Raw genomic sequence first — 20,551 nt, forward strand, 5'->3', positions numbered from 1 at the left:
GGTAGCCTCCGCTGATGGTATGCGTTTTGTCACACCAGTGAAAACGGTGAATTCTGGCCCCAACAGAAAATACTTTGGTTCAGGGCGCGGCATCACCTGGTACAACTTTGTCTCTGACCAATATTCGAGTTTTCATGGCATAGTGATCCCTGGAACGCTGCGGGATTCCACCTTTGTGCTGGAAGGGCTACTTTAGCAACAAACGGGACTAAACCCGGTTGAAATCATGACGGACACAGCAGGTATCAGTGACATTATCTTTGGCCTGTTCTGGCTACTGGGATACCAATTTTCACCTCGTCTGGCAGATGCTGGTGAGGCGGTGTTCTGGTGGGCCGACAAAGCAGCGAATTACGGGGCGTTGGACGAACTGGCGCGGGGTTGTGTTGACCTTTCTAAAATCGAAAGCCACTGGGATGAGATGATGCGGGTTGCCGGTTCGCTGAAGCTCGGCACTATTCATGCGTCAGAACTCATTCGATCGCTATTGAGAAGTACCCGACCGTCAGGGCTTGCTCAGGCAATAATGGAGGTCGGGAGAGTTAACAAGACACTGTATCTTCTCAACTATATTGATGATGAGGACTATCGCCGCCGGATCCTAACACAGCTGAACCGGGGCGAAGGTCGCCATGCCGTGGCAAGAGCCATCTGCTACGGTCAGCGTAGTGAGATCAGAAAACGTTACCGCGAGGGGCAAGAAGATCAGTTGGGTGCGCTGGGTCTGGTGACAAACGCAGTGGTGCTGTGGAATACGCTTTATATGCAGGAATCGTCATCGATTCGGATCCTGATGAAAGACGCTCGTGAGGCTCTCGCTCGCTAATCGGATAGTGATATCCAGTACGTTTTGCAGATATTCCTCACGGGGTCAAACCCTTTAACATCAACGCTTGCAGCCAGAAAAGGTGTTGGTCTTCAGATAATGCGTTTTAGCTATTTGGTAATGAATACAGCTTAAAGTCATCACCATAATTCAATGATTCCCAGCATAGTCGGGCGTTTTTTGCAGCAATAGCGACGGCTGCACGCCAGTAACCCCGGCGATTGATCGGTGAACATACCCACCGACTGAAGGGATCCTGTTTATTCTCCACGCCGATCGTTACAGAGCGAGCGCCCTGAACCTGTAAAGCGCGCAAATAAGCGTCACCCGCTTTCGTTATTTTCCCCAGCCGGGCCTTTCCCCCGCTGCTGTACTGTGATGGCGTCAGACCCAGCCACGCTGCAAGCTGGCGGCCGTTCTTAAAATCATGCCTACTGCCAATACTGGCGATCAACGCACTTGCTGTTGTAGGACCGACACTCCTGAGTTTCATGATGTTTTTGCTACGGCTGTCTCGGGCGGCTATTTTGGCCAGGATACGATCATACTCAGCGATTTTTAGCTCAATATTGTCAATATGACGGAGTAGATCATCAACGCACTGACTGACCCAGCCAGGCAAATTTTTGCGGTGTTCTCTGGCCAGTCTCCGCAGTTGTTCTGTACTCTGCGGGGCAACCAGGCCAAATTCCGATACCAGGCCACGAAGCCGGTTATATGATGCGGTGCGTTCTTCAATAAAACCCTGGTGGGTACGATGCAGACATTGCATGGACTGCTGCTCTTCATCTTTTACCGGCACAAAACGCATGTGGGGTCGCCGGACGGCTTCGCAAATAGCCAGTACATCAGCAGCGTCATTTTTACCGGCTTTACCTGCCAGCCGGTATGGTGAAACGAATTTCGGGGCCATCAATTTAACGCTGTGACCATAGCCTTGCCCAGTAATGAGCGCCTGAGCAGGCTTTCATACCGACAGTGCAGAGAGGCAGGTTGGCAATGAGTTCAGGCCGCGCAGCCCAGGCTACTTTGGGTTTACCTAGAACAGCATTGCCATTATTATCAGCGCCATGAACGGCAAAACATATTTAGCGAGGTCGATCCCAACAGTTACAACGGCCATGGTTATTCCCCTGTAATATTTTGGTTACTCTCCCTATAATGTCACGGAAGATGGGTACAGTAACCACATCGAGGGGAAGTCCCTTTTATTCGCTAAGTATGTTTTTTAACCACTCTGAGCAGTTCTGCGGATGGTGCCGATTTTTTATCTGTAACAAACCCGATATTTTTCAGATAGCAGAGTAGAACGGCAAAACCAAACCGGCTGATAGTCACGGGCACTAAATCAATCAGTTACATATCGTCGTTGGTAAAATAACGCTCTTAGCGTACACAAATTTCCGTTTCCCAAACTGCCCCCTGCTGGAACAAGAGTTTTGCCGGGTGCGGAATAGAGATGGTGTAGAGTATATAGAGAGAGGCAGGGAACTGGAAAAGGGCATCAACCGACACGTCGCCTCAGGTTACAGACGTGCTTATCATCAGCGACCAGCAGTGATGAATAAAATGTGTAATCGGCATTTTGAGGCAAGATTATTACAGATAAATCCCAATATTGCTTGTTGCCTTATCTCTATGAAATTTAATCATAAATTAATTAAATTAGTTTTTCTAACTAAAAAATATATTTTTTTGAAACTTTAGACTGACGAAAAAAAATTAAGCATTTTTGATTTATCGTGCTAATTTAATTGCATTATATTTATATAAATTCTACTTTTTAGATTTTACTGGAATTTAATTATGATTATTGATTTTTCAGCACTCAAAACTATCGCCATGAATGAGTTGCCACTAAAGAAATTAACTCTATAATGACCTTAGTAAACGAAGGATTATAGTTTTAGTTTTAAAAGCGGAAATAACGGGCCAACTATATGAATAGTAGACTGTATGGATTCATAATCGATGGCGATATTCAATTCAATTTTGCTAAAATCAAAACAAAATATTGTATTACGGAGATGATGATACAGAACGCTCATTCTTTTTCCAGTCAGTGTTTTTAAATGAGAATCAGGCGCAGTTATTAATCTATTTGTTGAAAAACTGTCATAAATTTCCGATGCTTATTACCACAATGTTAAGTGATGGCAGTCTGGTGCCGTTCGGCGCGAGCGTGTTCGACAGCAAAGGCAACAACGTGGGAACGGTCGGGCAAATGGGGCAAATCTATGCCCTGGTGGAGAATGAGCGGGATCAACTTAGCGTGACATGGGGTCAGGACGGGGCGCAGCAGTGCAACGTGTCATACCTGATGCCGCCGCAGCCGAAAGGCAAGCGTATGCAGGGTAAGACAGCAACATAGCGAGAAGGTAAGCGTGATAATGAAGAGAATGATCAATACCGTGTTTTGGGGATTACTGTCTGTAACCGGCAGTCATAGCGCTTGGGCGGTGATCAACTGTACGCCAATGCCAGGGATCCCCCGTACAGATACCGTGACATTAGCCCCGGCCAATATCTCGGCCGGTATGGATATACCCGATGGTACCGTCATTTATCAGGGGGAATGGAATACTATTTTAAGTGGAGCTACATTGGGGGTGATTAGCTGTACGTCAACCACACCTTCGCCGTCGCAGTTTTTTTATGTGCAAACGTATGTTGGCGTACAGAGTCCTCCTCTGCCACTGTCGGGGTGGATACACCCACAGTATGGCAACGTGGTCTATAAAACCGGTATTCCAGGCATCGGGGTGATGGTAAGCTTTGGTGCGACGGAAGGGAATATTGATACGGCTTATTTAACACCTCGGCGGGTTGAGGCCAATCCTACAGGGCTCATCAACTATAATATTAGAAGATGGATCAGTTTGATTAAGATAGGCCCACTTCAGCCGGGGAGCTATCCCTTGAACGGTAGCAACGTGCCCACCATGACAATAGGCACGCAGTGGACTTCAGGCCTGCCGGTAACGGGATTGCCGAAAGTGACTAATATTATCCCGTTTCAAGGGGTATTGAATATCTCGTCACAGACTTGTAAAACGACGGATGTGAATGTTGATATGGGGAGTTATGAGACGCGGCAATATTTTACCGGTCCCAACTCCACGACCCCGTGGGTTGATGCGTCTATCATTCTGACTGACTGCCCTACTTTTCACGGGTACTATGACGCATCGAATTACGTGACATTATTTGAATACCAAGGCTTACCGAGAACTCCTGCGTCAAAAAATAACAATCTGGGCGTTCGACTTACTCCTTTAACACAGGTCATTAATTCCGCTAACGGCATTATGGCGATAGATACCACTGCTGCCAACGCGGCGTCAGGGATAGGGATCCAACTTGGATGGGGAAGTACCAGTAGTAACCCTGAGTTATTTAATTTTGCTAATGAGCAGGTATTGCAGCTTCCGAAAGATGGCACTAGTACCATCCGAATCCCTCTGGCGGCTCGTTATATCCAGACAGACACCATGGTGACACCGGGAAAGGCTGGCGGCAAAGCTATGTTTCTGATCAATTATTATTAGTCGCAGATAGACATTGGGTAAGGGCTATAAATATTCTAAGGTTGTGTCGCATTAAGGCGTCATAAGTGGGTTAAGTGGTTCTGTTGCAAAAATCTGGAGGTGATAAACTTATCGTCACCTTTTGTTGACGGAACAGAGTATGAATCCATTCAAAGGCCGGCATTTTCAGCGTGACATCATCCTATGGGCGGTACGCTGGTACTGAAAATACGGCATCAGCTACCGTGAACTGCAGGAGATGCTGGCCGAGCGTGGTGTGAATGTTGACCACACCACGATTTACCGCTGGGTTCAGCGTTATGCGCCTGAAATGGAAAAACGACTGCGCTGGTACTGGCGTAACCCTTCCGATCTTTGCCCGTGGCACATTGATGAAACGTACGTGAAGGTCAATGGCCACTGAGCTTATCTGTATCGCGCCGTCGACAGCAGGGGACGTACTGTCGATTGTTATCTCTCCTCCCGTAGAAATAGCAAAGCTGCATACCGTTTCCTGGCTAAAATCCTCAAAAACGTGAAGAAATGGCAGATCCCGCAATTTATTAACACGGATAAAGCGCCCACTTATGGCCGTGCGCTTACTTTGCTCAAACGCGAAGGTCGATGCCCGTCTAACGTTGAACACCGACAGATTAAGTACCGGAATAACGTCATTGAATGTGAGCATGGCAAACTGAAAAGGATAATCTGCACCACGTTGGGATTTAAATCCATGAAGACGGCTTACGCCACAATCAAAGGTATTGAGGTGATGCGTGCACTACGCAAAGGCCAGGCTTCAGCATTTTATTATGGTGATCCCTTGGGCGAGATACGTCTGGTAAGCAGAGTTTTTGAAATGTAAGGCCTTTGAATAGGACAAAAGGCTACCTCGTAGCGAACTTTGCAACAGTGCACTTGCCTGTGCATTCCTTCCAATAACCGACATTGGCCAGAAAGCCCTTTTCTCTCATGAAAAATTCATAGCGTACTCGCTGGATTTACTCTCTCATTCTTAGCTAGTCTCTCCGGAACACTCACTTCACATTCGAAAAATCAGATGTAACATTGACTTTGTTGGCTAGAGTTTTAAGATGGTGTGAGTTATTTGAGTTGAAGCCATCATGACGACACTCACCCCCCTTACAGCTCTTCAAAAACCTGTCAGACGAAGCCCGCCTGAATGTCATCCTGCTGCTGCGAGAATCCGGTGAACTCTGTGTTTGCGAGCTTTGTAACACGCTCAATGAGCCTCAACCCAAGATTTCCAGGCATCTAACAATGCTCAGAGAGTCTGGACTTTTACTGGATCGCCGTGCAGGAAAGTGGATCCACTATCGCCTGTCACCACATATTCCTGCTTGGGCTGCCGCTGTGATAGAGCAGGCCTATCTCAGTCAACGAGACAAAATCGTTTTGCTGGCATGCGGAAATGGAACGATAAGCAGTAAGACTGACTGTCATTGATGTACTAAAAAATTTACTCTTTCACATCTGTTTTTTCATATTTGTATGACCCGGCACTCTGTTGCAGTACCGGTGTGTGTGGCACCGATGTTGATCAGGCCTTGGTCACCTTCTCTGCTGAAGTGGGATGGCTCAAAAAACGCGGAGTCACCGTCGCACGTTACAACCTCGCCCAACAACCTATGGCCTTTATCGACAATACGTTGGTCAAAAATTTCCTCGAAAATTCAGGCGCTGAAGGCCTGCCGCTCATTCTGCTGGATGGAGAATTTGTCATGGCCGGGCGCTACCCTACCCGTGCTGACCTGGCTCGCTGGTGCAAACTGCCGCTGGAAATCATCGGCATCGCCCCGAAAAGCTGCTGTGGTGGCAACACGTCCTGCTGTTAATCAACGCATGGAGGGAAGGTCATGAAATTCTTACAACATCCACCGGTTTTTCTCTTTTTTACCGGGAAAGGCGGGGTCGGTAAAACGTCCATTTCCTGTGCCAGCGCGATTGTCCTGGCGGATGCCGGTAAGCGCGTCTTGTTGGTCAGTACCTATCCGGTCTCGAATGTCGGCCAGGTTTTTAATCAGCCCATCGGCAACTAAATTACCACGATCGCCACCGTGCCGAGACTGTCTGCACTGGAAATTGCCTCTCAAGCGGCAGCTCAGCTTTACCGCTCCCGTATCGTTGACCCCGTCAAAGGCTTGCTGCCAGAGGCGGTGGTTCGCAGTATCGAAGAGCAGTTGTCAGGTGCTTGTACCACTGAGATTGCCGCGTTTGATGAGTTCACCGGTTTATTGACTGACGCTGCACTGCTGAATGATTTTGATCATGTGATTTTTGATACTGCCCCCACCGGGCATACCATCCGTTTACTGCAGCTTCCGGGGGTCTGGAGCAGTTTCATCGACAGTAACCCGGAGGGTTCTTCGTGTCTGGGCCCGCTGGCCGGTTTGGAAAAGCAACGCGACCGTTACGCTCAGGCATTACAGGCCTTGTCCGATGCAACAAGAACCCGCCTGATACTGATCGCCAGGGCGCAGAAACCCACGCTCGCTGAAGTCGCCAGAACCCATCACGAACTGGCACAGGTCGGCTTACGTAACCAGTTTCGGGTCATCAATGGGATATTGCCTGAAGCTGAAGCGCAGGCAGATAAGTTGGTTCGTGCCTTGTATTTGCGCGAGCAGCAGGCGTTGAGTGAGTTACCCGATGTCCTCACCGCGTTGCCCAGAGATGATTTGATGCTGCAGCCGGTGAATATGGTGGGAACTGATGCACTGCGCCAACTGTTGGTGAAAAGCGAAACCCACCATTCAGCTTCAACACCTCCTATGGCCGAAGCATTCACCGAATTACCCACACTATCCTCTTTGGTTGAGGAGATCGCCGCTGATGAACTCGGTTTGGTTGTCGGACGGATTGGTCTGCGATGAGCAGAACAGTCCCATGTTTCTTTCCCTCTGGGGTCGTGATACATCCATTCAGGCTTTTCTGGCACGGCTGACGCTGGGTCGAAATGAACAGGGCCTGGATCAGTTTCACATCGTCACCGACTAGGGCGCATCAATCCCGGTTTTTGTCGGTAATACTGAGCGACTAAAAAAATGCAGCTCACGCCATTACCGACGCACACTGTTCGGTTCTCTTGTCAATTTATGGCTGTTCGATAAACGCAGCATCAAACCGGATCAGGCCAACGCCCGCGCATTGGCCCTGCTTCCCCCGAGACGCTGAAAACAATATCGGCCGACTCTGGCACCTGGTGCAGGAAACCTGTCCGCTGCCACTGCTTGATCACTGGCGCGATCACGTACTGGAGCTGTTGCAGTCCAGGGACATGCTGACACGCCTGCCATGGGCTTTCGGGCCTCTGGTCGGTTATCAGTTGAACCTGGATGTACCGACGTCATTGATCTGGCGGTTGGCCTCGACCTCGACGTTAGCGTGGAGCAATATCACCCGCCATAGCGGCGGGTGACGCACTCAGTGTTTATCCTGCAAACGGGTCAACAGAAGTTCCCTCCGCCGTCCGCTGTAGTATTTCAGCATCAGTGCCAGGCAAACCAGCCAGGCCGGGACCAGCAGCAGGCTGAAAATGGTGCTGGCAGGATACTGGTAGCGCAACAGTTCGGCACCGGAAAGCACGCCAGCGATAGCACCAAAACGCCCTACCCCATACATACTGCCCACACCGGTAGCACGGCAACTGGTGGGATAATATGACGCCGCCAGCGAAGCCAGTGCAGACTGCCCACCACCGGAAGCAAAGCCCATAAAGAACACCAACGACCCCAATATCAGGGTCTGGTTGACGTTACCCACCGCCAGCCCAACACCATAGGCCAGTAACCCGGCAATCAGATAGGCGAAGGCCAGTACCTTGTTCGGCTCACGGCGGTCCATCACCCAGCCGATCAGGATTGAACCTACGCCCCCACCTAACGGAAACAGCGCGCTGATATGAGAAAATTGTTGTACCTCAAGCCCCGCCTCTTGCAGCAACAGTGGCATCCAACTGACAATCATATAAAACACCAGCATACTCATGAAACAGCTTAACCAGAGCAGGCCGGTGATGGTGCGGTACGGCGAGGTTAAAATGGCGCGAATAGCGGAATGACCGTCGGCAATTTTTTCCGCAATTACAAAGTGTTCTACCTGCTCCATCCCGTCGCTCTTCACCCGCCGAAGAATGGCGCGGATCCTGGCGTTGGGATAGCCTTTAAGCACCATATAGCGTACCGACTCCGGCAACACCCACGGCAATATCCCACACAACAAGATCGGCACGACTCCCCCCACCACCAGCACCGAACGCCAGCCAAACGAGGGGATAAGGTAGCCAGCCAGCAGACCACCGGCGGCAGCGCCTAGCGGGAATCCGCACAGCATGGCGCTGACGATCATGGTGCGTCGCTTGCTGGGGCAGTATTCGGACAGCAGCGTGATGGCATTGGGCATGGCAGCCCCCAAACCTAATCCAGTGACAAAGCGCAGTACGGTCAATGAGCCAATCGAAGAAGACCAGGCCGTCGCCAGGCTGAACACCCCAAACAGCAGTACCGAGTAGATCACCGCCGGTTTGCGGCCAATCCGATCCGCCAGCGGCCCGGACAGCAGCGAGCCAAAGGCCAGACCAAACAGCGCAGCGCTCATGGCTGGACCAAGTTCTGCCTTCTGCAGCCCCCATTCGGCCAGCAACGAAGGTGCCACATAGGCAATGGCGGCCATGTCATAGCCGTCCATGAAAATCACTAAAAAACACAGTAACAGCAGTAACCATTGGAACGGGGAAAACCGTGTGCGATCGATAAAGGCTTCAATATCCAGCGATGTAGGATGAGACATGAGGTAAAGCTCCTGTCGGCTTCTATGGCAAGGATCAGCAGGCCGCCAACCGATCTGGCAGCGGCCGGTGGTCGATTATAGTTTTATGCAGATATTGCTGATTTCAGAGTAAAAATCGAGAGAGTGGCGGCCACCTTCGCGGCCCATGCCGGACAATTTGCTGCCACCAAACGGCGTGCGTAGATCGCGGGCATACCAACTGTTGACCCAGACAATACCGGTATGGACACGCCGTGCCAGACGATGGGCACGCCCGACATGGCTGGTCCACAGCGCGCAAGCCAGGCCGTATTGGCTGTCGTTGACCCGTGCCAACACTTCATCTTCGTCATCGAAGGGAGAAATATGGCACACGGGACCGAAGATCTCTTCACGTACGCAACGCGCATCATCACCCAGCCCGGTCCAGATGGTCGGACGGATCCAGGATCCGTTATCACGCTCATCACCAAATACCGGTACCTCACCGCCCGTGATCACGTTAGCGCCTTCAGTGCGTGCCAGTGCAAAGTAGGAAAGCACTTTATCCCGGTGCTTCTGAGACACCAACGGGCCAAGATCCACCCCCTCTTCATCGGGATAACCTATCTTCAAGGCTTCGGCTCGCTCCTTCAGTGCCGCGACGAAGCGATCAAAGATAGGGCGTTGCACATAGACCCGTTCGGAGCACAGACACACCTGCCCGGTATTAAAGAATGAGGAACGTGCTACGCCTGCCACGGCGGCGTCAAAGTCGGCATCGGCAAACACCACCGCCGCATTTTTCCCTCCCAGCTCGAAAGAGACTTCCTTTACGCCATCCGCCACCGCTTTCATAATCGCGCTACCGGTTCGCGATTCACCGGTAAAGGAAACTGCCGCGATCTCTGGCTGACGGGTAAGAAATTCCCCTGCCGAACCGGGGCCAAAACCGTGGATTAGGTTAAACACCCCGGCAGGCAAACCAGCTGCGTGCATCACCTCGGCCAGCAACGTGGCCGAGGACGGTGTTTCTTCCGAAGGTTTGCACACCACGGTATTACCCATTGCCAGCGCTGGCCCGAGTTTCCAGGTCAGCAGCAACAGCGGCAGGTTCCAAGGAGAGATGACAGCGACAACACCCAGGGGCTTGCGAACCGTATAGTTGAATAGCAAGCCGCCGTCCGCCTGCGGGGTTTCACAACATTCGTTGACCGAAGTCGCGACCAGATCGGCAAAGGTACGAAAATTGGTAATGGCGCGTGGGACATCCAGAGTACGAGCCAGATTTTCTGGCCGCCCGGTGTCCGCCACTTCTGCCGCCACAAAATCATCAAAACGGGCTTCAATGCCATCGGCCACCCGATGCATCAACGCGGTACGTTCCGGTACGCTCAGTTGCCCCCACGGCCCGGAGAGCGCGGCATAAGCGGCTTTTACCGCTGCGGCGACCTGAGCCTCACTCGCTTCGGCAACGTGCGAAACGAGATGCCCGTCAACCGGGCTGATATTGTCGAACTTTCGGATCCCATCGACAAACTGCCCGTCGATGTACAAGGGTAAATCCGGTGCGGATTGATAAGTTGCCACGGCACTATTCCTCCTGAGTCACAAATCAGCACGAAGGAACCTCCCATTCGCGTCTGAATGCAACGCCGTTGCAGGGAACCTTCGGCCGGGTATCGTTACGCAGTGTAAGGAGCCGTTGAAATAAGTTGAAAATGAATAAAGGGGGCTTTGCTATTCCGTTTAGTTATAGTCAGGTAGTTCATTGTCTTGCTGAACCGCCAGCTTAAGGCACTCGATCAGTTGCCTGCACGCCGGAGTCAATGGTTTATCCTCACGAACGGAGAAGCCCACCTCCGCGGGTGGCCCCACGTCCCCAAGCGGCAGTTGGATCAGCAGGCCCGCCGCAATAAAACGCCGCGCAGCCGCAGTAGGCATCAGCCCAAGGAAAGAGGAATCCACCAGCAGGTTGACGTTGGTCAGCAACGACAGCGATTCCACAATATTTTCCGGGATCGGTAGCCCGGACTCTTTGAAGAATTGATCGGCCACGCGCCGGGCGGGTGAATCGATCGGCGGCAGGATCCACGGCCATTCGGCAAAATGTTGAAGGTTAAGATCGACCATATTGACCAACGGATGGTGGCTACCAGCAACCACGCCAAGGCTGTTGCGGTACAGCGCTCGGTGGCTCAATGCCATCCTGGCAGTCAGCGGCGTATCCAGCTCAGGTAAACGCCCCACCACCACATCCAACTCACCGTTGGCCAGCGCAGGAAACAGATAATCCTGTGGCCCTTCCTGCACAGTGACCAGGATTTTCGGCGCTCGCGCTTTCAACAACAGGATAGCGCGTGGCAACAAACGGGCACTGGCCGAGATCTGCGTCCCTACCACCACATGGCCAACCACGCCGCCTTTAAAAGTGTTCAGTTCGTCGGTCAGGTAGCGCAGTTCGGCAATCACCGATTTAACCCGTTCCCCCAGCAAGATGCCGCAGTCTGTCGGGGTCACCCCCCGGTTATTACGATTAAACAGCACGGTATCCAGCTGTTGTTCCAACTCGCGGATTGCTTTAGTCACCGCAGGCTGAGTCAGATTCAGCTCGCGGGCCGCACGCGCAATCGACTGGTTACGCAATACCCGATCAAAAATCAGCAGCGGGCGCAGCTTGAGCCGGTTGAGGATCATGTCACTCACGGTAAAAGGGGAACGTTCATTCATTGCCATTGACTCCCTGAAGTCGTCTGCCCCAAGGCAGCTTATCCGGCGACTATGGCATAACTTTAGAGAATAGCAAAAGCCCCTTTATTCATTTTCACTTATTACCAGTCTGGCTAGACTGCCAGCATGCCCCACACAGGCTATTGCAAATCAGCAAAGAATATCTCCCACGATCGCCAGTGGTGATCCGTGGCACACAAACAGGAGAGCCATGTGTCAAATCCATTGAAGCCTGAATATCATGAAGCCGCCAAAATGCTCAGACAGGCGGCCAGCAGCAGCCTGCCCTGCGCGCCGGTTCGCAACCTGATTGGCACCCATGATATCGATGCCGCCTACGCCGTGCAGCGGTTTAATAACGACAGCCAGCTTAAGAAAGGACGCCGCTTGGTTGGCAGTAAGATCGGGCTGACTTCGCCAGCGGTGCAACGACAACTGGGCGTCAATCAACCCGATTTTGGCCGGCTGTTCGCCGACATGGCGCTGTGTGACGGGGAAGACATTGTCGCAGGCCGCCTGATCCAGCCCAAAGTGGAAGCCGAGATCGTCTTGGTCCTTGAGCACGATCTGCCTCATGAAAAACACACGCTTGCCGATCTGATCCGCGCCACCGCTTATCTACTGCCCGCCATCGAAATCGTCGACAGCCGCATTGCCAATTGGGATATTTCACTGGCTGACACCATTGCCGATAACGCGTCCTGTGGCCTGTTCGTGCTGGGTAACCGCCCGGTGCAGTTGAAAAATGTCGATCTGCTTGGCTGCGGCATGGTGCTGGAACGTGCCGGTGAGCCGGTTTCGGTGGGTGCAGGGGCCGCCTGCATGGGCAATCCGCTGCTTGCCGCTCTGTGGTTGGCGGATACGCTGGCACAACGGGGGGACGCATTGCGGGCTGGCGATATTATCCTCACCGGCGCATTGGGGCCGATGGTTGCCGCCAGCGCAGGGGATGTATTTACCGCACGCATTGAAGGACTTGGCCAAGTCAGTGCTCGCTTCGCGCAGGCCGCAGGAGGCACACAATGAGTCACTCAGCACAGATTTCTGCCGCGATTATCGGCTCAGGCAACATCGGCACCGATTTGATGATCAAAATCCTGCGCCATGGCAAACGCCTGAAAATGGCAGCGATGGTCGGTATCGATCCCGCCTCCGACGGCCTAGCTCGCGCCAACCGGCTCGGGGTGTCGACAACACATGAAGGCATTGACGGGCTGCTGGCTCTGCCTGATTTCAGCGACATCAAGGTCGTGTTTGACGCCACCTCTGCCGGGGCACATGCGCACCATAACAAGTTACTGCAGCAACATGGCGTGCGGGTAATCGATCTGACCCCTGCTGCCATCGGCCCTTACGTAGTGCCGGTTGTTAACCTGGAGACTCAGGGCGATGCGCCAAACCTGAACATGGTCACCTGCGGTGGGCAGGCCACGATCCCCATGGTGGCTGCTGTCGCCAGCGTCACCGACGTTTACTATGCCGAGATCGTGGCTTCGATCTCCAGCCGCTCTGCTGGCCCCGGTACCCGCGCTAATATTGACGAATTTACTGAAACCACCTCACAGGCACTACAGACGGTGGGTGGGGCCAGGCGTGGTAAAGCCATCATTATCCTCAACCCGGCCGAACCGCCGTTGATGATGCGCGATACCGTTTTCTGCCTGACACCGCCCAGCGATCGGCACGCCATTAGCGAAGCGGTTGCCGCCATGGCAGCCAAAGTTCAGCAGTACGTGCCCGGTTATCGGCTGAAGCAGGAAGTGCAGTTTGAAGCGATTTCCCCGGTTGATGCTCACCTCTACCCGGATCTGGGGCCAGAGGGTGGCCTGAAAGTTTCCATTTTCCTCGAGGTCGAAGGCGCTGCCCACTATCTGCCAGCCTACGCCGGTAATCTCGATATCATGACATCAGCCGCACTGGCCTGCGGTGAACACATCGCCGGGCGTCTGCTGCACGGGCAGGGAGCATGAAGATGAAAAAACTGTATATCTCCGACGTGACTTTGCGTGACGGTTCCCACGCCGTACGCCACCGTTATTCGTTGCCACAGGTGCGCCAGATCGCCACCGCGTTGGATCGTGCCGGCGTGGACTCGATCGAAGTTGCACATGGTGACGGGTTATCAGGGTCCAGCTTCAACTACGGATTCGGCGCACACAGTGACGTAGAGTGGATTGCCGCTGCCGCAGAGTCGGTCAGCAACGCCAGGATTGCGACGCTGCTGCTGCCGGGTATCGGCACCGTTCATGACTTGCGTAATGCGTATGACGCAGGTGCCCGCGTGGTACGCGTCGCCACCCACTGCACCGAAGCCGACATTTCACGCCAACACATTGCCTATGCCCGTGAACTGGGGATGGATACCGTCGGCTTTCTGATGATGTCCCACATGGCTGAGCCGAAAAAACTGGCGCAGCAGGCCAAGCTGATGGAGTCCTACGGGGCCACCTGCATTTACGTGGTCGATTCTGGTGGCGCCATGCTGATGCAGGATATCCGCGATCGCTTCCGCGCCCTGCGTGAAGTACTCAACGAAAGCACCGAAATCGGCATGCACGCTCACCATAATCTGGCACTCGGCGTTGCCAACTCCATCGTTGCGGTAGAAGAAGGCTGTCAGCGGGTTGATGCTTCGCTGGCTGGTCAGGGTGCTGGGGCGGGCAATGCGCCGCTTGAGGTGTTTATCGCCACCGCCGAACGCCTGGGCTGGAACCACGGCTGCGACCTGTTGCAACTGATGGATGCGGCCGACGATCTGGTGCGTCCGCTGCAGGATCGCCCGGTACGCGTCGACCGTGAAAGCCTGTCACTGGGTTACGCCGGGGTTTACTCCAGTTTCCTGCGTCACGCCGAGAATGCCGCAGAACGGTATCAGCTCAAAGCCGCCGATATTTTACTTGAGGTCGGCCGCCGCCGCATGGTGGGTGGTCAGGAAGATATGATCGTGGATGTCGCCCTGGATTTACAGGCACAGCGCAACGGGCAACAGGAGAAAAACGCATGAGCAAAGTAATGGATTTGACCGCCTTGGCCACCCAGTTGGATCAAGCTACGCTACGCCAGGAAGCCGCCGCCCAGTTAACCGGGCAGGTTGCGCTTGATCTTGCCACCGCCTACCGCGTGCAGGCTGAAGGGATCCGGCTGCGCGAACAGCGTGGTGAGCGGCGCGTTGGCCTGAAGCTGGGCTTTACCAGCCGCGCCAAAATGCTGCAGATGGGCGTTGATCATCTGATCTGGGGTGAACTGACCGATGCGATGCAGATTGAAGACGGGGCTTCACTGGATCTGCACGAGTTGATCCACCCACGTGTTGAACCTGAGATCTATTTCATCACCCGCAAAGAGATCAACGGCCCGCTATCTCTGGCTGAAGCTGGTCTGGTACTTGAAGGGGTTGGCCCGGCGCTGGAGATCATTGATTCCCGCTATCGAGACTTCCGTTTCACTCTTGAGGATGTAGTGGCAGACAACTGTTCATCCGCCAAATTCGTCGTGGGCGCGTTGCAAAGCCCGCAGCGCGCCATCGATAACCTTGGCGTGGTGATGAACTTCAACGGCCGCCCGGTGCAGGTCGGCAGCACGGCGGCGATCCTAGGGCATCCACTGCGAGCGCTGGTACAGATCGCCAGCCTGTTGCATCAACAGGAACGCGTGTTGCCTGCTGGCTCAGTGATCCTGGCAGGAGCCGCGACCGCAGCCGAAGCGCTGAGCCCAGGGTTGCACGTCAGCGTCGATATCTCCGGATTTGGCCGGACAGCATTTCATACCGGAGGTGCACAATGAGCGGTCAGGCGGTAGTGGTTGAAGGAAAAGCGACCCCGCGCGGGCGTTTTCCACACGTAAAACGGGCCGGTGATTTTCTGTTTGTCTCCGGCACCAGTTCGAGGCTGCCAGACAACAGCATTGCGGGTGCCGAAGTGGACGCCATGGGTGCCACCCGTCTGGATATCGACGTTCAGACCCGTGCCGTGCTCGATAATATCCGCGACATCCTGCGCAGCGTCGGTGCCGATCTGAGTGATGTGGTCGAAATCAGCGCATTTCTGGTCAATATGAACGATTTTGCCGGTTATAACGCGGTGTACGCCGACTACTTTAACTACGACGGCCCTACCCGGACCACCGTAGCCGTGCATCAACTGCCCCACCCACATTTGCTCATTGAAATCAAGGCTATTGCCTATAAACCACAATAATAAACTGTTCGTACCCTCTGCCCTACAAATCGGAGAATAACAATGTCTAACTTCAAATATGGATTTCCGCTCAATTTCAAAAACTGGCTAGACAATAACGCTCACCTGCTCAAGCCACCGGTGAATAACCAACAGATCTGGCAAGACAGTGACTTTATGGTCACCGTCGTCGGTGGGCCGAATCAGCGCACCGATTTTCATGACGATCCGGTGGAGGAGTTTTTCTACCAGTTTAAAGGGAATGCCTACCTGAACATCTGGGATAACGGCCATTACGACCGGATCGACCTGCACGAAGGAGACATTTTCCTGATGGCACCCCATGTGATCCATTCCCCACAGCGGCCGGAAGAGGACAGTCTGTGTCTGGTGATTGAGCGGGTTCGCCCGGAAAAAGAAGTTGACGCGTTGCAGTGGTCTTGCGCCGCCTGCGGCACTCTAATCAAACGCTATGAGATGGACCTGGAAAGCATCGTGACGGATCTTCCCCCGGTTTATGAACTATTTTATGCAACCAGCGATGAAGAACGCCACTGCAGTAAATGCGGTGAAATCCACTCAGGGCGCGACTGGCAGACCTGGCATCGCATACTGAAGGCAAGAGAAAACCGATGAAAATAGATATTCACTCACATTTTTTCCCGAAAATAAGCCAGCAAGAGGCCGCCAGACTCGACGTTGAGCGGGCTCCCTGGTTGGCAACCGATGGGCGCGAAGGCCAGATCATGCTGAACGATAAACCGTTCCGCCCGGTCTATGACGCACTGTGGGATGCTGAGCGCCGCCTGGAGCACCTGGATGAGCAGCAGATTGACATTCAGATCATGTGTGCCACACCGGTGTTGTTTGCCTACGACGTTGCCATCGAGCGCGCCCTGCCCTGGGCGCAACTGATGAACGACCGGGCGTTGGAGATGGCCTCCGCCAACCCACAGCGGTTGAAGGTGCTGGCGCAGGTTCCGTTGCAGGATAGCGACGCTGCCTGCCGCGAAGCCAGCCGAGCAAAAGCGTGCGGCCACATCGGCGTGCAGATAGGCAATCACGTGGGTGCGAAGGACCTGGATCATGAGTCACTGATTACCTTTCTGACCCACTGCGCCAAGGAGGAGATTCCGGTGCTGGTGCACCCTTGGGATATGATGGGCGGCGCGGAACGCATGAAGAAATGGATGCTGCCCTGGCTGGTGGCGATGCCTGCAGAGACGCAGTTGGCGATCCTGTCATTGATCCTTTCAGGAGCTTTTGAGCGCCTGCCGCGTAACCTGAAGCTGTGCTTTGCCCACGGTGGCGGCAGCTTTGCCTACCTGATGGGAAGAGTGGATAACGCTTGGGAACAGCGCGACATCGTGCGTGAAGATTGTCCGCAGAAACCGTCAAGCTATCTGGATCGTTTCTACGTCGACTCTGCCGTGTTTGACCCACGGGCTTTACAGCTTCTGGTTGATACCATGGGGGCAGATCGGGTGATGCTGGGTTCGGATGCACCCTTCCCGTTAGGAGAGCAGCAGGTCGGCCATCTGGTCAGCCACTCTGCCCTGCCAGAAGAGAGTAAGCGTCAGATCCTGGGTACCAACGCACATTCGTTTTTCTCTTTGCCGTGACGTGTGTACGTATCACTAACCGTGTTTATCCACATGAGCAAGCTGCTACACGCTCCAAACCGTGATATAGGCGGTGTCGCTTGAATGACCGCCCAACGGCGCTCACGTGCAATGAAGACACCGCCTATACCCTATTGATAGCAAAAGGATTGTCTCGATGTCTAACAATAGCTCAGACTTGCATAATGTGCTTTGGTACAACCAGCTTGGCATGCACGACGTTGATCGTGTCGGTGGTAAAAACGCCTCCCTCGGTGAAATGATCACCAATCTCTCCGATTTGGGGGTGGCCGTCCCCAATGGCTTTGCCACCACCGCCCAGGCGTTCAATGATTTTCTTGAGCAAAGCGGTGTTAACCAGCGCATCTATCAGTTACTGGACCAAACCGATATCGACAACGTTGCCCAACTGGCCAAGGCCGGTGCGCAAATTCGCCAATGGGTGATCGACACACCTTTCCCCCCGGAATTCGAGCGTGAAATCACGTTGGCCTACAAGCAACTGGAGGAAGGCGAAAGTACAGCGTCGTTTGCCGTGCGTTCTTCTGCTACTGCAGAAGATATGCCGGATGCATCTTTTGCTGGTCAGCAGGAAACGTTCCTCAACGTGCTGGGTATCGATGCCGTTATGGTCGCGATCAAGCACGTGTTTGCTTCATTGTTTAACGATCGGGCGATCTCTTACCGGGTGCATCAAGGGTATGACCACCGTGGCGTGGCGCTATCCGCTGGTGTGCAACGCATGGTGCGTTCCGATCTGGCTTCCTCAGGTGTGATGTTCACCATTGATACTGAATCCGGCTTTGATCAGGTGGTATTTATCACCTCCGCGTATGGGCTGGGTGAAATGGTGGTGCAGGGGGCGGTTAACCCGGATGAGTTCTATGTGCATAAACCGACGCTGTTGAAAGGCAACCCGGCTATTGTGCGCCGCAATCTTGGCTCGAAGAAAATCCGCATGGTGTACGCCCCTTCGCAGGATCACGGCAAGCAGGTTCGTATTGAAGATGTGCCGGAAGAGCAACGTAATCGTTTCTCTCTGACCGATGACGAGGTTCAGGCGCTGGCACATCAGGCCATGTTGATTGAAAAACATTACGGCCGCCCGATGGATATTGAATGGGCGAAAGACGGCCACACCGGCAACCTGCTGATTGTGCAGGCGCGCCCGGAAACCGTACGTTCCAATGAGCAAGTGATGGAACGCTACCACTTGAACGGCAATAGCACCGTGCTAGTGGAAGGGCGAGCGATTGGTCAGCGCATCGGGGCTGGCCCGGTGAAAGTGCTTTACGATATCAGTGAAATGGACCGCATTCAGCCTGGCGATGTGCTGGTCACCGACATGACCGACCCGGACTGGGAGCCGATCATGAAAAAAGCCGCTGCGATCGTGACTAACCGTGGCGGGCGAACCTGTCATGCGGCAATCATTGCCCGTGAACTGGGGATCCCGGCGGTGGTCGGCTGTGGGCATGCCACCGACCTGCTGAAAGAGGGGCAGAAAGTCACCGTGTCCTGTGCTGAAGGCGACACTGGCTTTGTTTACAGCGATATGCTGGAATTCTCCGTGCAACGTTCAGAAGTCACCGAACTGCCAGAACTCCCGCTGAAAATCATGATGAACGTGGGTAACCCGGATCGCGCCTTCGATTTTGCCCGCTTGCCGAACGACGGGGTTGGGTTGGCACGTCTGGAATTTATTATTAACCGTATGATTGGCGTGCACCCGCGCGCGCTGCTGGAATTTGACCAGCAACCGCCTGAACTGCAAGCCGAAATCCGTGAGCTGATGCACGGCTATGACGATCCGGTCGAGTTCTATGTCAGTCGTTTGACTGAAGGTATCGCCACGCTGAGCGCAGCATTCTGGCCAAAGCGCGTTATAGTGCGCCTGTCTGATTTCAAATCCAACGAATACGCCAACCTGGTAGGCGGCGAGAAGTACGAACCACACGAAGAAAACCCGATGTTAGGCTTCCGTGGGGCTGGCCGTTACGTCGCTGATAGCTTCCGCGATTGTTTCGCCATGGAATGCGAGGCGATGAAAAGGGTACGTAATGACATGGGGCTGACCAACGTTGAAGTGATGGTACCGTTCGTCCGTACTGTGGCACAGGCTAAAGACGTAGTGGCAGAGTTGGCACATCAGGGGCTCAAGCGTGGTGAGAATGGGTTGAAAGTGATCATGATGTGCGAGATCCCTTCCAACGCCTTGCTGGCCGACCAGTTCCTCGAATATTTCGACGGCTTCTCTATCGGTTCTAACGATATGACGCAGTTAACCCTGGGGCTGGATCGCGATTCTGGTGTCGTTTCCGAACTGTTCGATGAGCGCAACGAAGCGGTTAAAATGCTGCTGAGCATGGCGATTCAAGCCGCCAAGCGCCATGGAAAATATGTAGGGATTTGTGGTCAAGGGCCGTCGGATCATGCTGATTTTGCCGAGTGGTTGATGGAACAAGGGATCGACAGTTTGTCGCTTAACCCGGATACCGTAGTGCAAACCTGGATGAAACTGTCGCAGAAAAAGTAAAATAGGGAAATGCGGTATTAAACACCCTCAAACTATGGGGCAGGCTCGCCTGGATGGCCTCCCCTTGCAGGCGAGCGAATTCGTTTTCCCAGCAGCAACCTTCCAATCGGCCCACCTTCCTGCTTCAGAGCGATTAGACGTACCTAAAGCCTGGACGATTTCTGTACGTTGGACATAAGGGATTAACGCTAAAGGAATACGGCGACGAAAAGAGTAGCGTGAGCCACATTTTGCCAGATGAATACACATAAAAAATCCCCTATGTCACATCTGCGTGTAACAACAGGGGATTTCAAGATAAAAACCGTTATAAAATAGTCTGTAAGAATATATGGTGGAGGAACAGTCCGCCTGCAAACAATACAACC

General features: G+C 53.4%; 15 protein-coding genes and 6 pseudogenes. 16 read left to right on the forward strand and 5 right to left on the reverse strand.

What is annotated here, in order from left to right:
- A pseudogene (locus tag ACLQ7H_RS17390) lies at positions 1 to 772 on the forward strand (transposase); the annotation flags it as partial.
- A 160-nt stretch (positions 773 to 932) separates the two neighbouring features.
- Here ACLQ7H_RS17390 and ACLQ7H_RS17395 read toward each other — a convergent pair.
- Positions 933 to 1,949 (reverse strand): annotated as a pseudogene (locus ACLQ7H_RS17395) (IS110 family transposase).
- 1,005 nt (positions 1,950 to 2,954) lie between these two features.
- On the opposite strand from ACLQ7H_RS17395, the gene ACLQ7H_RS17400 reads away from it, so the two are divergent.
- From ACLQ7H_RS17400 to ACLQ7H_RS17430, 7 genes and pseudogenes are all read left to right on the forward strand, one after another.
- Complete coding sequence (locus tag ACLQ7H_RS17400; protein ID WP_411753737.1) at positions 2,955 to 3,197, forward strand: FimD/PapC C-terminal domain-containing protein; 243 nt, start codon at positions 2,955 to 2,957, stop codon at positions 3,195 to 3,197.
- Between the two features lie 19 nt (positions 3,198 to 3,216).
- Positions 3,217 to 4,374: a fimbrial protein gene (locus ACLQ7H_RS17405; protein ID WP_411753738.1), complete on the forward strand. Its 1,158-nt coding sequence runs from the start codon at positions 3,217 to 3,219 to the stop codon at positions 4,372 to 4,374.
- A 139-nt stretch (positions 4,375 to 4,513) separates the two neighbouring features.
- Positions 4,514 to 5,218 (forward strand): annotated as a pseudogene (locus ACLQ7H_RS17410) (IS6 family transposase).
- A 259-nt stretch (positions 5,219 to 5,477) separates the two neighbouring features.
- Positions 5,478 to 5,820, forward strand: a pseudogene (locus ACLQ7H_RS17415) (metalloregulator ArsR/SmtB family transcription factor).
- Positions 5,821 to 5,861: 41 nt separating this feature from the next.
- Positions 5,862 to 6,209, forward strand: coding sequence for an arsenite efflux transporter metallochaperone ArsD (gene arsD / locus ACLQ7H_RS17420; RefSeq protein WP_411753739.1), 348 nt, complete (start codon positions 5,862 to 5,864; stop codon positions 6,207 to 6,209).
- Positions 6,210 to 6,230: 21 nt separating this feature from the next.
- Positions 6,231 to 7,107 (forward strand): annotated as a pseudogene (locus ACLQ7H_RS17425) (TRC40/GET3/ArsA family transport-energizing ATPase); the annotation flags it as partial.
- A gap of 99 nt (positions 7,108 to 7,206) precedes the next feature.
- A pseudogene (locus ACLQ7H_RS17430) lies at positions 7,207 to 7,792 on the forward strand (hypothetical protein).
- A gap of 5 nt (positions 7,793 to 7,797) precedes the next feature.
- Here the strand turns inward: ACLQ7H_RS17430 and ACLQ7H_RS17435 are convergent.
- The 3 genes from ACLQ7H_RS17435 to ACLQ7H_RS17445 form a co-directional block, all read right to left on the reverse strand.
- Positions 7,798 to 9,162, reverse strand: coding sequence for an MFS transporter (locus tag ACLQ7H_RS17435; protein WP_411753740.1), 1,365 nt, complete (start codon positions 9,160 to 9,162; stop codon positions 7,798 to 7,800).
- A gap of 75 nt (positions 9,163 to 9,237) precedes the next feature.
- On the reverse strand, positions 9,238 to 10,710 hold the full coding sequence (locus ACLQ7H_RS17440; protein ID WP_411753741.1) for a 2-hydroxymuconic semialdehyde dehydrogenase: 1,473 nt from the start codon (positions 10,708 to 10,710) through the stop codon (positions 9,238 to 9,240).
- Between the two features lie 159 nt (positions 10,711 to 10,869).
- Positions 10,870 to 11,850: a LysR substrate-binding domain-containing protein gene (locus ACLQ7H_RS17445; RefSeq protein ID WP_411753742.1), complete on the reverse strand. Its 981-nt coding sequence runs from the start codon at positions 11,848 to 11,850 to the stop codon at positions 10,870 to 10,872.
- 255 nt (positions 11,851 to 12,105) lie between these two features.
- On the opposite strand from ACLQ7H_RS17445, the gene ACLQ7H_RS17450 reads away from it, so the two are divergent.
- The 8 genes from ACLQ7H_RS17450 (at position 12,106) to ppsA (ending at position 20,183) form a co-directional block, all read left to right on the forward strand.
- Positions 12,106 to 12,876, forward strand: a complete 771-nt coding sequence (locus ACLQ7H_RS17450; protein ID WP_411753751.1) for a 2-keto-4-pentenoate hydratase — start codon at positions 12,106 to 12,108, stop codon at positions 12,874 to 12,876.
- Complete coding sequence (locus ACLQ7H_RS17455; protein WP_411753743.1) at positions 12,873 to 13,820, forward strand: acetaldehyde dehydrogenase (acetylating); 948 nt, start codon at positions 12,873 to 12,875, stop codon at positions 13,818 to 13,820. The genes ACLQ7H_RS17450 and ACLQ7H_RS17455 overlap by 4 nt, the downstream gene beginning before the upstream one ends.
- On the forward strand, positions 13,817 to 14,854 hold the full coding sequence (gene dmpG / locus ACLQ7H_RS17460) for a 4-hydroxy-2-oxovalerate aldolase (RefSeq protein ID WP_411753744.1): 1,038 nt from the start codon (positions 13,817 to 13,819) through the stop codon (positions 14,852 to 14,854). Before ACLQ7H_RS17455 ends, dmpG begins: the two co-directional genes overlap by 4 nt.
- Positions 14,851 to 15,633 (forward strand): 2-keto-4-pentenoate hydratase, encoded by a 783-nt coding sequence (locus ACLQ7H_RS17465; protein WP_411753745.1) that lies wholly within the window; start codon positions 14,851 to 14,853, stop codon positions 15,631 to 15,633. The genes dmpG and ACLQ7H_RS17465 overlap by 4 nt, the downstream gene beginning before the upstream one ends.
- Positions 15,630 to 16,046 carry a RidA family protein gene (locus tag ACLQ7H_RS17470; RefSeq protein WP_411753746.1) on the forward strand — a complete coding sequence of 139 codons (417 nt, stop codon included), beginning with the start codon at positions 15,630 to 15,632 and terminating at the stop codon, positions 16,044 to 16,046. The genes ACLQ7H_RS17465 and ACLQ7H_RS17470 overlap by 4 nt, the downstream gene beginning before the upstream one ends.
- A gap of 42 nt (positions 16,047 to 16,088) precedes the next feature.
- On the forward strand, positions 16,089 to 16,661 hold the full coding sequence (locus ACLQ7H_RS17475) for a 3-hydroxyanthranilate 3,4-dioxygenase (protein ID WP_411753747.1): 573 nt from the start codon (positions 16,089 to 16,091) through the stop codon (positions 16,659 to 16,661).
- A complete protein-coding gene (locus tag ACLQ7H_RS17480) occupies positions 16,658 to 17,647 on the forward strand; it encodes an amidohydrolase family protein (RefSeq protein WP_411753748.1) in 990 nt (329 codons plus the stop codon). The genes ACLQ7H_RS17475 and ACLQ7H_RS17480 overlap by 4 nt, the downstream gene beginning before the upstream one ends.
- A 157-nt stretch (positions 17,648 to 17,804) precedes the next feature.
- Positions 17,805 to 20,183, forward strand: coding sequence for a phosphoenolpyruvate synthase (gene ppsA / locus ACLQ7H_RS17485; protein WP_411753749.1), 2,379 nt, complete (start codon positions 17,805 to 17,807; stop codon positions 20,181 to 20,183).
- A 27-nt stretch (positions 20,184 to 20,210) separates the two neighbouring features.
- On the opposite strand, the gene ACLQ7H_RS17490 is transcribed toward ppsA, so the two are convergent.
- Positions 20,211 to 20,432 (reverse strand): DUF6538 domain-containing protein, encoded by a 222-nt coding sequence (locus ACLQ7H_RS17490; RefSeq protein WP_411753750.1) that lies wholly within the window; start codon positions 20,430 to 20,432, stop codon positions 20,211 to 20,213.
- Positions 20,433 to 20,551 lie beyond the last annotated feature (119 nt).

This window comes from Serratia sp. (in: enterobacteria) (assembly GCF_046715635.1).
Taxonomy (GTDB): domain Bacteria; phylum Pseudomonadota; class Gammaproteobacteria; order Enterobacterales; family Enterobacteriaceae; genus Chania.